Below are 14,333 nucleotides of genomic sequence, written 5' to 3' on the forward strand. Positions count from 1 at the left end.
AACTGAGTTATCAGTTTCTTAGCACTATTTTTGGTTTAGGGTATTTCCGGTTGAGGAATTGCTAAAAAGGCTACTTTCGCTGCGGCTTGTTCAGCAGTTTTAATTGATCGCCCTTTACCTTCTCCAAGCTTGTTTCCGTGTAGCCAAACTTCAGCCACAAAACGTTCTTGATTGCGGTGCGGTTGAGTGACTTCTACAACCCGATACTCTGGTAAAACTTTAAATTGTGCCTGAGTCCATTCTTGGAGAGCAGCTTTGTAATTAAGTCTGGCAGGATCGAGGCGAATTTCTGTTGTTAATTGTTGGAAGTGGGGATCTAGCCAAGAGCGGATCAGTTCCAGATTTTGAGTACTTAAGTAAAGCGCACCCAGAACTGCTTCAAAGGCATCTGCCAGTCGTGACTCTTGACCAACTTTATCGGCGGTAGCACTACCAGCGACTAGTAAGTATAACTCTAAACCATAAACTCTGGCCAATTGGGCGAGGATGCGATCGCTCACCAACACCGAACGAATTGCCGCAAAATCGCCTACTGGACAATCAGGATAATTTTCCCATAACACAACAGCCGACACCAACCGCACCACTGCATCGCCAACAAACTCCAGTTGTTCATAATTTGCCGAATCAGAGACAGTAGGATGAGTTAGCGCTAAATCTAGCAATTCCCACTTTATAGGTGCTTCTAGGGACAAACCTAATTTTTGGACTAAACTTTCGAGTTGCCGTTGACGGCGTGGATAGGCAAGTGGCATTGGAGGCAGGGGAGGCAGGGGAAAAATACTAACTTCTAACTCTTGTACAGACGCGATTCATCGCGTCTCTTCTAACTCAGCACTCAGCAATAAAAAAGGGGGGAGAGAGCAGGACATAAGCCGGGTTCTGTTCTCTTGCGAGGGCAGTTATCTATCTGGGACGCTTGTTACCAAACGCCTCTAGCGGCTCTCATTGAGCGGAACTGGTAAAAGACCAACCGTAGTTCCTATCGCCTTGCTCCCAACCGGGGTTTACCGAGCCAGCACCTCTCGATACTGCTGGTGCGCTCTTACCGCACCTTTGCACCCTTACCAAAGATTGGGGAGTGGGTAGAGACGCGATTAATCGCGTCTGTACGGAGTGGGGAGTAGGGTTTTTCTTTGCCTATTCCCTATTCCCTATTCCCTGTTCCCTTATTATTGGCGGTATCTTTCTGTGGCACTATCCTCACGATCGCTCGCACTGGACGTTATCCAGCAAGTTTGGTCTTTCGGGAGTCCGGACTTTCCTCAAACCAGTAACTATGACTGATCTGCAACCGCCTGCGCCTACTCTCTCCTTAGATCCAGTTTACTGTTGACGTAGCCTGTTGACAGGTATTACTTTTTTTTATTCCAAGGTAGAGCGTAAGTCCAAGGTAGTTTCCTGACTGTGAAAGGACAATTGATAATGCTAATGGGAGGAAAATCACGACCTGGAGCGAGACCTAAACGCACCTCAGATATCCTTAGTACCAGTTGCAGGGAAAAGTCCAACTCCTTTTTTCTGTTAATAAAGTCGTTGTACAATTTTTTTTGCCCTTTTTGCAGCCCGTTGATATCAATTAGTGGTTTTTTTGCTGAATAGGTTCCAGCTACTTGATCGCGCTCAAATACATCTTCTGCTGTCACTGTTTCAGAAAGTGTTTTTTTGGGAGCAATCAAGCTAGGACTTTGGGGTACTGCTAAGTCGCGGGTTAAATCTGGTGATTTCCGAATTACGCGGCGTGATTGCTTGCTATGTTCAACTACTAAAGAACTGTTGTCCCAGTCAACGTATACAGCAACATTATCAGATTTATTTTCAATGCTAATTCCTAAATCTTTCAAATCGTCAATTGGATATGAGGATTTGAGTTTAAAGGAAATTCCAATTTTATCATCGAGATTGTGTTCTTTGAGTTGCTCGTCAACGATTCCTTTTTTAAACTCAAACTTAATTTGATCATCGATAGATTCAACCATCCGGTTAAAAATGTATGAAACACCGATAATATAAATCGTTAAAACTACTAAATTTTGGTCGCTACTCCTCATAAGTTAAAATATTAACTCCTGATGCTAATGAATGTATATTTGACTCATTATCCATCTACAATTTTTAATTACGTTTAATTGTTACAGAATTTTGCAGCCAGCCTCGTCGCCAAAAGAACAACAGCAATCCAAGTGCGATCGCTAACATCACTGCCCAGCAAAGTGGATAGCCCCAATACCAATTCAACTCAGGCATATTATATGGCGATTTTTCAGTATTGAAATTCATACCATATATTCCGGCAATAAAAGTCAGTGGAATAAAAATTGTTGAAACTATCGTTAGTACCTTCATGATTTCATTCATTTTATTACTCACTGCCGAAAGGTACACATCCATCAAACCAGATGCTAGTTCTCGATAAGTTTCTACCATATCCATCACTTGCACTGTATGGTCATAACAATCTCGCAGGTAAATTCGTACTTCTTCACTAATTAAATCGGGATCATCACGAATTAAAGAATTAATTGCATCTCGCTGGGGCCAGATAGCACGACGTAATTGCAGTAATTCTCGCCTAATTTGATAAATATTTTGTAGTGTTTGCGGAGTAGGTTTAATTATTACTTCTTCTTCTAACTCTTCAATTCGCTCCCCATAAAGCTCCAGCACTGGGAAAAAGCCATCAATAATTGCATCTAACACGGCATAAGCTAAATAATCGGCTCCCTGTTTGCGAATGATCCCTTTGTTTTTTTCAATTCGCGATCGCACCGCTTCAAAGCAATCATGTTCTGGTTCTTCTTGTACTGTCAGCAAATAGTTTTTTCCTAATATCAAACTTACTTGCTCGCTGTGAAAACCACATATTCTTTCCTTTGGTACTACCATGCGGGCAATGAATAGCAATTGGTCTTCATAATCCTCTGTTTTGGGGCGTTCCGGTACATTAACTATATCTTCTAAAACTAGAGGATGTAACTTAAAAACGTTACCTAATCGTTGTAATATGTCTTGACTACCTAAACCTTGTACGTCTACCCAAGAAATCGATTCTCTCTGCAAATATGGAATACATTCTTCTGGAGTTGCTATTTGTTCACGGATAAAATTGGTTTGGTTATAGTCAATCAAAAAAATTATCGGTGGTGGAGCATCTGCATCAATAAAAATGGTTCCGGGTATAGTCCCAGGTTGATGATGGAACTCATCTTCATATACCTTGGTGATTATTTTAGGAAGGCGACTCAGTTTTCGTGCCATGCAATATTACCTAATAGCTACTATTCATTTGTCATTAGTCATTAGTAAAAATAATTGACTAGTGGCTAATAATCGGTTTAATTTAATTTAACAAAAACTAATATAAATACGGCAATTTTTAGATTAAGTAATTATTTAGGTTGCTAACTTGGTCATCAGCATTTTATTGGTAGTTAGTTGTATTTAGAACTAACCACTGAAAAGTTTCATAATTACAGCTATTTTTAGTTGTAGGGGCATAGCATTGCTCATTGGTGTTAACTTAACGTAAAAATCATGTCCTGCAAGGAACTGAAGTTTCTTACTAATAGTAAAAGTAATCTTTTGATTACTAAATATCCCCAAGAATCTTTAGTCTACTTCAGTAGACTTTAGCTATTAGCCTTGAACTTTAGTTCCAGGCGGGTGAGGTAGCCAACAGTTAAGCTAATAAATAGCTTAAGTTGACACTAATGAGCATTGCTGTGTCCCTTCGATAGGTGTGGTTTTAATAGATGAAAACTGCTGTAAATTTATTTAGGTTCAGTGAGTTACCAGCAATACAGATAACATATTGCTTCTAAATCAGCAATGGTAAGTATAAAAAAACAGTTTGCGTAAGACAAACTGCTGAAAAAATATTTATCTGAGTCAAAACAGGCAAGGGAGCAGAGGGAAAAGCTGAGACGGAGCTTGTACTTTGCCCCAGTTCAAGCGAACGAAAAAGGACGGGGCTTCATACCGTGTTTCGCTGCACTCCACGCAGTTTTTAGAAGGGCTTGCTCCCCTTGCTCCGTGCTCCCTTCCCCCCTGCCTCTTAGGTGAGCAGAAGTTAGAACATGCCCATGCCGCCCATACCACCCATGCCACCCATGCCGCCCATACCGCCCATACCGCCCATATCAGGGGCCGGAGCAGCAGATTTCTTCTCAGGCTTTTCAACAACGATCGCTTCGGTAGTCAAGACCAAACCAGCAATAGAACCAGCGTTTTGCAAAGCTGAACGCACGACTTTGGCAGGGTCGATAATACCAGCAGCAATCAAGTCTTCAAATTCACCAGTAGCGGCGTTGTAGCCAGTGTTGATGTCGCTCTCCCGGACTTTCGAGACGATTACAGAACCTTCAGCACCAGCGTTGTCTGCTATTTGGCGCAAGGGGGCTTCTAGCGCTCGTTCGACAATATCAGCCCCAATTCTTTCTTCGTCATTTTCTAGAGTGTTTTTAATCGCTTCTACCGCCTTAGCTAAGTGAATTAGGGTTGTTCCACCACCAGGAACAATACCTTCTTCCACAGCAGCTTTAGTAGCGTTGAGCGCGTCTTCAATTCGCAGTTTACGGTCTTTAAGTTCGGTTTCGGTTGCCGCACCTACTTTAATCACTGCCACGCCGCCAGCGAGCTTGGCGATACGTTCTTGCAGTTTTTCTTGATCGTATTCAGAATCAGTTTCTTCCAACTGTCTGCGAATTTGACCAATCCGCTTTTGTACTTCTGGCTTGGTGACGCTACCAGCAACAATTGTGGTGCTTTCTTTGTCAATGGTGATTTTGCGGGCAGTTCCCAACGCTTCTAGAGCAGCAGTATCCAAACTTAAGCCGATTTCTTCCGAAATCAACTGTCCATCGGTGAGAATAGCAATATCTTCTAACAAAGCTTTGCGGCGATCGCCAAACCCAGGTGCTTTGATTGCAGCTACAGTAAGCACACCCCGCGCTTTGTTCACTACTAAAGTTGCCAAAGCATCACCTTCGACATCTTCAGCAATAATCAGCAAAGGCTGACCAGAACGGGCGACTTTTTCCAAAATCGGCACTAAATCTTGGATACTGCTGATTTTTTTATCAGTAACCAAGATCCGGGCGTTTTCAAATTCCACGATTTGGCGCTCGTTGTTGGTGACAAAGTAGGGTGAAATGTAACCCCTGTCAATCTGCATCCCCTCAACTACTTCTAGTTCAGTTGTGAGAGATTTAGATTCTTCAACGGTAATTACACCATCTTTGGTGACTTTTTCCATTGCTTGGGCTAACATTTGGCCAACTTCTTCATCGTTACCAGCAGAGACAGTGGCAACTTGAGCGATCGCACTTCCTTCTACTGGCTTGGCTATCTTGGCAATTTCTTCTACAAGTGCCTCAATGGTTTTGTCGATCCCCCGTCTCAAGCTAACAGGGTTACTACCCGCCGCGACGTTCTTCAAACCTTCCCGAATCAAGGCTTGTGCTAAAACTGTTGCGGTGGTTGTACCATCCCCAGCGACATCTTTAGTTTTTGAGGCCACTTCCTGGATGAGTCTTGCACCAGTATTTTCCAAAGGATCTTCTAATTCAATTTCCTTGGCAACAGTGATACCATCGTTGACAATTTGAGGTGCGCCAAATTTTTTCTCTAAAAGGACATTGCGACCTTTGGGCCCCAAGGTGATTTTTACGGCATCGGCAAGGGCGTTAACACCCCTTTCTAGAGATCGCCGCGATTCCTCGTCAAATGCAATAATTTTCGCCATGTTTTATTTTTCTAGCGCTTCCATTAGACAATTTAGCACTCACAGCGCCAGAGTGCTAATCTTCCAAGCGGCTCAAGTTACAAATGGAAATAAAAAAATTGATTAATATACAGGTGATGCTCATATTACATACAGGCAGTAATGCTTGAATTGGGAGATGAATCTAGACAACTCCCTTAAGTCCCTCGGTATTGCCGACCCTAGCGGCACCGGCTGGTTGGCGGTAGTATTTACGTTTCTTTTGGCTTGCCTTGTAACGTGGCGTTTAATTCCGACAGTACGCAAATTCGCCTTGCGGGTAGGTTGGGCTGACCAACCCAACGCCCGGCGGCTCAACCGAGAACCTTTGCCCAATGCAGGAGGGCTGGCTATCTACGCGGGTGTGATTGCCGCACTGATATTAGCTAGCCTTTTACGACCTATCGAACTCCAAAATGTATTGGCTCAGGTACTGACTATTCTGTTGGGGGGTTCGATATTAGTCCTTGTAGGCTTTATCGACGATCAATTCGGCTTACCGCCCTCTGTTCGTTTGTGGGCGCAAATCCTTACGGCGCTATTACTGGTAGCAAATGGTATCAGTATTCATGTTATGTTTGGTACTCCCATAGACTCGCTCCTGTCTATGTCGTTAACAGTACTTTGGGTAGTAGGAATTACCAATGCCATCAACTTGATGGATGGTATGGATGGTTTAGCGGGAGGAATCAGCTTTATTACCGCCATGAGTTTGTTGGGTGTTGCAGCCCAGTTTAACAATCGTGCAGCAGCAATCTTGGTGTTAGCAGCCTTGGCAGGTGCTGCACTGGGCTTTTTACGTCACAATTTTCACCCTTCGCGGATCATTATGGGTGATGCCGGAGCATACTTTTTCGGCTATGTATTAGCAGCAACCAGTATTTTAGGTAGGTTACAACAAAACACAGTTTATGCGCTAATTCCCACGGTTTTATTTTTGTTATTGCCAGTACTAGACACCACTCAAGTATTTGTGCGACGGCTATTAGCAGGAAATAACCCTCTAAGTACTCCTGGCAAAGACCACTTGCACCACCGCTTACTTGCTTGGGGACTCTCTCAGCGCCATGCTGCGTTCACACTTTGGTCAATTACCTTAGTTTTTAACTTGCTGGCTATGAGAATACAAGGCATGAGTTTGGCTGTGATGCTGACTACCGCCAGTAGCATTCTCATTCTTTTGGGCTTTACTATCTGGCAAAGGATACGTCAACAGCCTTAATTCTTTGTAGGGTAAGCATTGTAATGCTAGCCCTACTATAGGAATCGTATTTGATTTTTGAAATTATCTCCGTGGGCGGGGAGTAGGGAATAGGGAATTAGGCTTTTAATTTGTACCGAGCTTTTTCAGAAATCAAACATTAGTCCTATATGGTTTATTCAGTCCACCAAAAATTCAAACTTAAGTTAATAACAATTTGCAATGGGCTTTGCCCCGCTACGCTAACGCAATGACGCTCGTTCCTCTCTAAGAGACGCTACGCGAACGGGAACGCTGCGCTAACGCAATTTGTAATGACGCTCCTACGGACGCTCGTTCCGACGTTCGTTCCTCACTAACACTGCGCTAACGTAATTAAGAAACTTAGATACAGCAAGATTTTATATCTATTTATTAGTTTGCCTTAAAAGGATTTTTTAAACTCATTTAACAGATTTTACTTGCCAAAAAATAACATGCTCTAAACAATTAAAAAATAGTAATAAATGATAATATTGGCGCGATATAGGTATCGGCGCTCATATTTTTATTTTGCAATTTTTATAAATAAATCCTTAAAAATCCAAATGAATTCTTCTTCAAGAACGCTGTTGTGTCTATTTGCTATATAACAGATGTACATTATCTGGTTGCCGTTATAGTTAAGTATCTTTGTATTTCATATTAAGTACTTGTGTTACTTTTGCTCCCCTTAAGTTTGTGAATTATGAGCTATATAGTTGTTCAACTTAAGTATTAAATAAAATCATTACCAATAGTCTAGGAAAAGCAAAAACGTGAACCGTTTCCAAAAGCTATCCTCAATTGTATTACTGCTATTAGCCTTCATTTATCCACCTGCTTTGGCTGAAGCCAAGGATAATACTCTAAACAATGTTCTTAATGAACAGAGTATTGACGCACAGACAAAATTAGTTGGAGGGCAAAGTGAAGAGCTTTTGTTAGCTCATCGACGGACTCGACGACGTTATCATAGACGGCAACGGACTGGAAGATATTATTATCAACACCAGAGGAATCGACGACACTATAGACGACGCTATCGCTCTGTAAGTTATCACGGACAACCATATCGTCATGGAGAATGGGAACTTGTGCGCGATCGTCATGGACGATTAATGTATGATTGGCAGCGTTAATAATATTTACATCCAATTTTCCTAAAGAATCTTTATGCGTAAATCCTAATGTAAGCAGACTTATTCAAGTTATCTGATATTCTTGCTTAAAGTAGCGATTGGCAAGCGCCCCCACAAGTGCTTCTTTGCCTGAAAAAATTAATGCAACTACCCTACTAGAATAGCTGCACGGATAGCGTCAAGCTTGATTAATAAGTTCATAGTTGGCGCTTTAGCGCTAAAGCACCAACTATGAACAATCGCTACCCCTCAACTATTTAGGCCATTACCATACCGCCATCGACATTAAAAACTTGTCCGGTAATGTAGTTGGCGGCGGGGTCGGCGGCTAGGAAGCGTACCATCCCAGCGATTTCTTCAGGTTGACCGAAACGGCCGAGTGGGATGTATTTGAGAATATCTTCGGGGTTGTTGAGGTTGCTGGTCATATCGGTGGTGATAAATCCAGGGGCGACGGCGTTAACGGTGATCCCACGAGTAGCTAGTTCTTTAGCTACGCTTTTGGTAAAGCCGATTACACCTGCTTTGGCGGCGCTGTAGTTTGACTGACCTGGATTGCCCATTTGCCCAGCAACGGAGGTAATGTTGATAATCCGCCCCGATCGCTGCTTGAGCATGATTTTACTGACGGCGCGTGTACATAGGAAAACACCAGTTAGATTAAGGTCTATCACAGCTTGCCAATCTTCTGGCTTCAAACGCAAAAGCAGTGTGTCGCGGGTAATACCTGCGTTATTGACTAAAATATCCGCACGGCTGAACTTTTCCATCACGGTGTTAACTAGTGCGTCTACTTGATCGCCTTTAGAAACGTCTGCTTGGATAGCGATCGCTTGACCTCCCGCATCTGTAATTTCTGTAACAACTGCTTCAGCCGCCGCACTGGAACTGGCATAATTGACAACTGCGATCGCTCCTTGTGAGGCTAATTCAATTGCGATCGCTCGTCCAATCCCTCGTGATGCACCTGTGACAATTGCAACTTTATCTTGTAATATTGTCATTTAATGTTCCTCAATCTTAGAAATACCGCGCTAATTATCTTATGGCGATTTAGGGAACATCTGAATATTGTCTGGATAATTAAATATCTATAGTTATTTCTCTCTTAATTGATGAATAACTTGAAGCAACATATTGTTGATTTAATTTATAGTTATGATGCCTAATAGATCATTGTAGACATCGCCCGATTACATACACTAGAAAGTGTTGCAGCTACAAGCATCGTAGGTATCACTTTTAGGAATGGCAGTTATAGCTTTTCCTAATCAAATGAGTTACATCAGAGCAAGCTTCTTACTTGCTCTTAGGAGGTTGAAGGTGGGGTTATGTACCTACTCAACAGAGAACTCCTATAGTGATGTGCTTGGTCAAGATAGGTTTAAATACATATTTAACCTATATACACAAACAAGAATAGTATACGAATTTTATTATAATTATTTAAGATTTTTTGCTGGCAAATCACCCTATATTGAGTAATTTAATCCTTTTCCAACAAAAACCCATAAACCTATACCGCTTTTATTTTCTAAGAATTACTATTGAAACAAACAATTGAAAATCGGTGTGTATCACATGGCAACTAAAAAGCAATTTAGCAGCTTTGAAGAAATGCTGTCTGCTTCTGATGTACCTGTATTAGTAGATTTTTATGCTGACTGGTGTGGCCCATGCCAAATGATGGTGCCAATTTTAGAGCAAGTCAATGCCCAACTTAAGGATCGCCTGCGAATTGTCAAAATCGACACAGAGAAATACACAGATTTAGCTACTCAGTATAAAATTGCCGCTCTACCAACCTTAATACTATTTAAGCAGGGTCAGCCTGTGGATAGAATTGAGGGAGTGATGCAAGCACCGCAGTTAGTGCAATATCTACAAACAAAGGTTTAAGCTAATATTTAAAATTTGGATTTTAGCTGCCAAAGGCGCGGAATATCGCGTCTTTTTTAGTGGTGTACCATAGCTTGTAGCTCTACAAATCACCGTGTAAAACCTTAAGTAAATATTAAGCATATCTACTTATACGTCTAGAGAAAGTAGTTTATAAATATAAATGACTATATTGTGTAGATATAACAAAATATCTTGACAAGTAAAACCATATATGAACTACAAGCAAAAAAGACCTGACAAAGCCTATATTTGGGTGAATATTGATTTTGATAAGGTTAAATATAGAATAGATGCGGTGACTTGCCAAATTGAGCGGGTTATACAAAAGTACCAAATTTCAAATCAAACTGGTCAATCAGGCAAAAGAAATAATTAAGTTATCTGTAGGGCGATGTCTAGGATGAGCTACACTGCACAAGTTATTTTGAGTGTAGCGTAGGCGTGTCCAAGGTAGGCAAGGCAACAGTTTTGCACAACAGATTTTAGGCAAAGCAACTATATATTTTTGTCAAACACTAAATAATATTGTTTGATAATCGTCCACCAAATTTATACTTATTTGTTAGTCATTATTTTATCCTCGACACTCCTGAAAAGGAGTGTTATTTTTCGGAGGATATTTGCTTGCTAATTATGCTGTAAAAGAGTGTGGATAGATGATGTGATGGTTATTTGGAGGTCTTATTAAACAATTTGAAGGTGCAGCTAATACCATTTCTTTGTGAGGCTGCGCCAAACCTTCTTAAATTCTTTCTTTCTTTGTGTCCTACCTTGCGGGAAGCCACTTCGTGTCTATGCGTCCTTTGCGGTTCGTTTTTCTTCATTGTTCTTAAATATGGTTTAGCGCATCTTCATACAGAATTGGTATAAGGAAGTTGTGAGAGAGAGTAACAAATAAATAACTACCTAGTTTGATAACAAACTTTACCTTTTAGCTGGCAAGCTTAATTATATAGCTCAAGAAAGGATTAATCATGCAATAGAAATAAGTGAATACTTAGAAAGTAAAGTTCAAATTGATACTGAATATCTGTTGAATACCGCAGATGAAAAACTTAAAAATAACCTTGAGAAAATAGATAAAATTCGTGAAAAATCCCTCACGGAGACTGTTAATAAAAGTAACAGTATTTTTTCTTGTTCTGCCGTACTTGATAACGTGTTACCCAAACACCTTCGGGTGCAAGCTCACCCTGCTTTACGTAAAGCGCATTAGATAAATCCAAAAGCCGCACTTTCAAATCTCAGTGCGGCTTGCAAAAATAAATATTTGTACAAAGGATCTGAGATGTTTCTATGTCCCAGTACTTGGGGTTATGGCATCCCTTACTGGTTTAAGATTCCATCCTCATTTCCAGTGTAGCTCTCTCTCTGTGCAAGTACGAGTGGATGCCCAGCGAAAAAATCCCCTTGCTATCTTTAGTGGGGATAATTTCAATGTTTTTTCCATAGAAGCTACAGTGTTGCCTCCAGTTTTTTTCGTTCCTTACCAGCTGGTACAAAGATATCCTCTAGCGATCGCAAGATTAACTAGGCAGGAATCACTTGAACAACTAGTGCGCGTTTATCCAACGACTGGATTTTACCTACTTGACTAAGATCATTTGCAATTCGGTCTAGCATTTCTCCTGCTTTGTCACGATATTGATGTTCTCGGCCTCGTAAACGGATGGCAAACTTGACTGAATCGCCTTTACTCAACCACTGGCCTGCTTGTTCGATGCGTAAATTGTAATCAGCCACACCCACGTTTAGACCAAATCGAACTTCCTTTACCGTGGGTCTAGCACTCTGGCTCTGACGTTTTTTCTTTTGATACTGAAGCTTGCCATAGTTGAGAATCTTGGCGATTGGAGCCTCTTTACCTTGCGAGACTACAACTAAGTCAAGCTCTAAGCTTTCGGCTAGCTGTAGCGCCTCATTGGTGTCGATCAGACCACGATTGTTATTCTCATGGTCAATCAAGAAGACACTAGGTGACTTGATTTGTGAATTAATCAGTTGCTTTTGGATTGCGATAACGAATTTCTCCTAATTGTTCAACACTTTACATTCCAAGTAATGCTAATTTAACACAACACTGAATTAGAGCAACTTTAAACCACACAATCGACTACAATCTGTTAAGATGTGGAATTGCGGCACTCGCTCTTCAGTCTTTGCGCTATTGCCCATCAGCCTTTCAACGCTTTTTTATCCGTCCGCCTAAGACTGACGCCGCCATTGGCGACAGGCCGATGTTATTTTTGGAGTTTTATGTCTTTTTCTAATCTCGGCTTGTCCAATGAAATTATCCGTGCGGTTATCGAACGTGGGTACACTGAACCCACGCCAATTCAAATACAGGCGATTCCTGCTGTATTGTCGGGTAGCGATTTACTAGCTGGGGCACAAACTGGTACTGGAAAGACTGCTAGTTTTACTCTACCGCTTCTGCATCGGTTGTCGTCTGACAAGAGCATCAAAGGTACATATAAGGGATACCCGCCAATCCGGGCGCTGATTCTTACCCCAACTCGTGAACTCGCTGCACAGGTAGAAGAAAGCGTGCGCGAGTACGGCAAGTACTTGCAGTTAAACTCGATGGTGATGTTCGGCGGAGTCGGTATTAATCTGCAAAAACAGCGTTTGAAGAACCGAGTAGATATTCTAGTTGCTACTCCAGGGCGACTGTTAGACCATGTACAGCAAGGGACGCTGAACCTCTCGCATATTGAGGTTTTGGTGCTAGATGAAGCAGATCGGATGCTGGACATGGGCTTCATTCATGATATCCGCCGCATCCTCTCACTATTACCTAAAAAGCGGCAAAATTTGCTATTCTTCGCTACTTTCTCGGACAAAATTAAGACACTCGCCGCCGGACTGCTGAATAACCCGACGATGATTGAGGTAGCACGCCGCAACGTTACCGCCGAGACGATCGCACAAAAAATTTACCAGGTAGACCGTGACAAGAAACGCCAATTACTTGCTCACCTGATTCGCCGAGATAATTGGTATCAAGTGCTAGTGTTCACCCGCACTAAATATGGTGCTGACCGTTTGGTTAAGCAATTGGGCGAAGACCGCATTCAAGCACTGGCCATCCACGGGAATAAGAGTCAGCCGGTGCGTACTAATGCTCTAGCAAAGTTCAAAAATGGCAGCTTACAGGTATTGGTGGCGACAGACATTGCTGCTAGGGGTCTTGATATCAGCGAACTGCCTCATGTAGTTAACTTCGATCTACCCAATGTACCGGAGGATTATGTTCATCGCATTGGGCGTACTGGCCGCGCTGGCGCGTCAGGTGAAGCGATATCACTGGTATCCGTTGATGAATATCCTCTATTGAAAGATATTGAAAAACTGATCGAGCAGCGCTTGCCAAGGGAAGTAGTGGCTGGTTTTACTCCTAACCCCGATACCAATGCCGAACCAATCCCAAATGGACGGCAACACAGAGCCAAAACCGAACGTGATAAGCGTCCGGCTCGTACTGCTAACCCGTTACCACAGACATCAACTAGACGTAAGGCAGCACCACCCGCCACAAATGGCGATAAGCCTGGTGCGCGTTCGTCGGCATCACGCCGTTCTGCTAAACGCGATCGCTAATCTTTGTTCTTAAGGATTACTCTTTCAACAGCGCCCCATGCTCAATTACAAAATTCCCAAAAAATGGTTAATTTGGGTTACATTGGCTTTGATATCTGCCTTGTTGCTGGCGATCGCTTTTTCTGCCTCAAGTATTTACTTATATGGCAGCAGTACTAATAATATCAAGGCAGATGCAGCAATTGTTTTAGGAGCAGCAGTTTGGGGAAAAGAACCATCTCCTGTTTTCAGGGAGCGAATTAACCACGCCATTAACTTATATAAAAATGGATCTGTTAATACAATCATTTTTACTGGCGGAGTTGGCGAGAGTAATGAATTAGCTGAAGCTATAGTTGGAAAAAATTATGCACTCGCACAACAGGTAAAAGCTGCTGATATTCTCACTGAAACTCAATCTCGTACAACTCACCAGAACCTCAAAAATGCTTTGAAAGTAGCGAATGCTCAACAATTAACCAAGTTTCTTATTGTTAGCGATCCATTGCATATGAAGAGAGCCGTATTGATGGCACGGGGCTTAGGAATGGATGCACATTCGTCTCCCACACCGACTACGCGCTATCGCAGTTTTCACAGCCAGATGGAGTTTTTAAGCCGAGAAACTTATTTTTACTTTGTCTACTTAGTGTTTAAAATCTAGCTGTATATTCTTACTCTGTAGCTCTTTTTTGAAACTGGGCAATAACCCAGAACTAAAGTTTTTATT

General features: G+C 42.0%; 12 protein-coding genes and 1 other RNA gene. 6 read left to right on the forward strand and 7 right to left on the reverse strand.

What is annotated here, in order from left to right; translation table 11 throughout:
- Positions 1-35 precede the first annotated feature (35 nt).
- The 5 genes from rnc to groL form a co-directional block, all read right to left on the reverse strand.
- Entirely contained in the window at positions 36-755 is a 720-nt protein-coding gene (gene rnc, locus RMZ43_RS26810; protein ID WP_322654352.1) for a ribonuclease III, read from the reverse strand.
- A gap of 101 nt (positions 756-856) precedes the next feature.
- Positions 857-1,311: RNase P RNA component class A (rnpB, locus tag RMZ43_RS26815), an RNA gene on the reverse strand.
- Between the two features lie 44 nt (positions 1,312-1,355).
- Complete coding sequence (locus tag RMZ43_RS26820; RefSeq protein ID WP_322648789.1) at positions 1,356-2,051, reverse strand: hypothetical protein; 696 nt, start codon at positions 2,049-2,051, stop codon at positions 1,356-1,358.
- Between the two features lie 64 nt (positions 2,052-2,115).
- A complete protein-coding gene (gene corA / locus RMZ43_RS26825) occupies positions 2,116-3,258 on the reverse strand; it encodes a magnesium/cobalt transporter CorA (RefSeq protein WP_322654351.1) in 1,143 nt (380 codons plus the stop codon).
- Between the two features lie 811 nt (positions 3,259-4,069).
- Positions 4,070-5,743 (reverse strand): chaperonin GroEL, encoded by a 1,674-nt coding sequence (gene groL / locus RMZ43_RS26830; protein WP_322654350.1) that lies wholly within the window; start codon positions 5,741-5,743, stop codon positions 4,070-4,072.
- Positions 5,744-5,900: 157 nt separating this feature from the next.
- Between groL and RMZ43_RS26835 the strand changes: the two genes are divergently transcribed.
- On the forward strand, positions 5,901-6,983 hold the full coding sequence (locus tag RMZ43_RS26835; protein ID WP_322654349.1) for an MraY family glycosyltransferase: 1,083 nt from the start codon (positions 5,901-5,903) through the stop codon (positions 6,981-6,983).
- Between the two features lie 776 nt (positions 6,984-7,759).
- Positions 7,760-8,122 (forward strand): hypothetical protein, encoded by a 363-nt coding sequence (locus RMZ43_RS26840; RefSeq protein ID WP_322648785.1) that lies wholly within the window; start codon positions 7,760-7,762, stop codon positions 8,120-8,122.
- A 257-nt stretch (positions 8,123-8,379) separates the two neighbouring features.
- On the opposite strand, the gene fabG is transcribed toward RMZ43_RS26840, so the two are convergent.
- A complete protein-coding gene (gene fabG / locus RMZ43_RS26845) occupies positions 8,380-9,126 on the reverse strand; it encodes a 3-oxoacyl-[acyl-carrier-protein] reductase (RefSeq protein WP_322654348.1) in 747 nt (248 codons plus the stop codon).
- A 577-nt stretch (positions 9,127-9,703) separates the two neighbouring features.
- On the opposite strand from fabG, the gene trxA reads away from it, so the two are divergent.
- Together trxA and RMZ43_RS26855 are read left to right on the forward strand one after the other, a co-directional pair.
- Positions 9,704-10,021: a thioredoxin gene (trxA, locus tag RMZ43_RS26850; RefSeq protein ID WP_322654347.1), complete on the forward strand. Its 318-nt coding sequence runs from the start codon at positions 9,704-9,706 to the stop codon at positions 10,019-10,021.
- Between the two features lie 214 nt (positions 10,022-10,235).
- The gene (locus RMZ43_RS26855) at positions 10,236-10,400 is read left to right on the forward strand and encodes a hypothetical protein (RefSeq protein WP_322648783.1); all 165 of its coding nucleotides are present in this window, start codon (positions 10,236-10,238) and stop codon (positions 10,398-10,400) included.
- Positions 10,401-11,554: 1,154 nt separating this feature from the next.
- On the opposite strand, the gene infC is transcribed toward RMZ43_RS26855, so the two are convergent.
- A complete protein-coding gene (gene infC / locus RMZ43_RS26860; protein ID WP_428850932.1) occupies positions 11,555-12,043 on the reverse strand; it encodes a translation initiation factor IF-3 in 489 nt (162 codons plus the stop codon).
- 237 nt (positions 12,044-12,280) lie between these two features.
- On the opposite strand from infC, the gene RMZ43_RS26865 reads away from it, so the two are divergent.
- Both RMZ43_RS26865 and RMZ43_RS26870 read left to right on the forward strand, forming a co-directional pair.
- The gene (locus RMZ43_RS26865; protein WP_322654345.1) at positions 12,281-13,624 is read left to right on the forward strand and encodes a DEAD/DEAH box helicase; all 1,344 of its coding nucleotides are present in this window, start codon (positions 12,281-12,283) and stop codon (positions 13,622-13,624) included.
- A gap of 37 nt (positions 13,625-13,661) precedes the next feature.
- The gene (locus RMZ43_RS26870; RefSeq protein WP_322654344.1) at positions 13,662-14,267 is read left to right on the forward strand and encodes a YdcF family protein; all 606 of its coding nucleotides are present in this window, start codon (positions 13,662-13,664) and stop codon (positions 14,265-14,267) included.
- Positions 14,268-14,333: the final 66 nt, after the last annotated feature.

It is taken from the genome of Nostoc sp. CmiVER01 (genome assembly GCF_034531135.2).
GTDB lineage: Bacteria > Cyanobacteriota > Cyanobacteriia > Cyanobacteriales > Nostocaceae > Nostoc.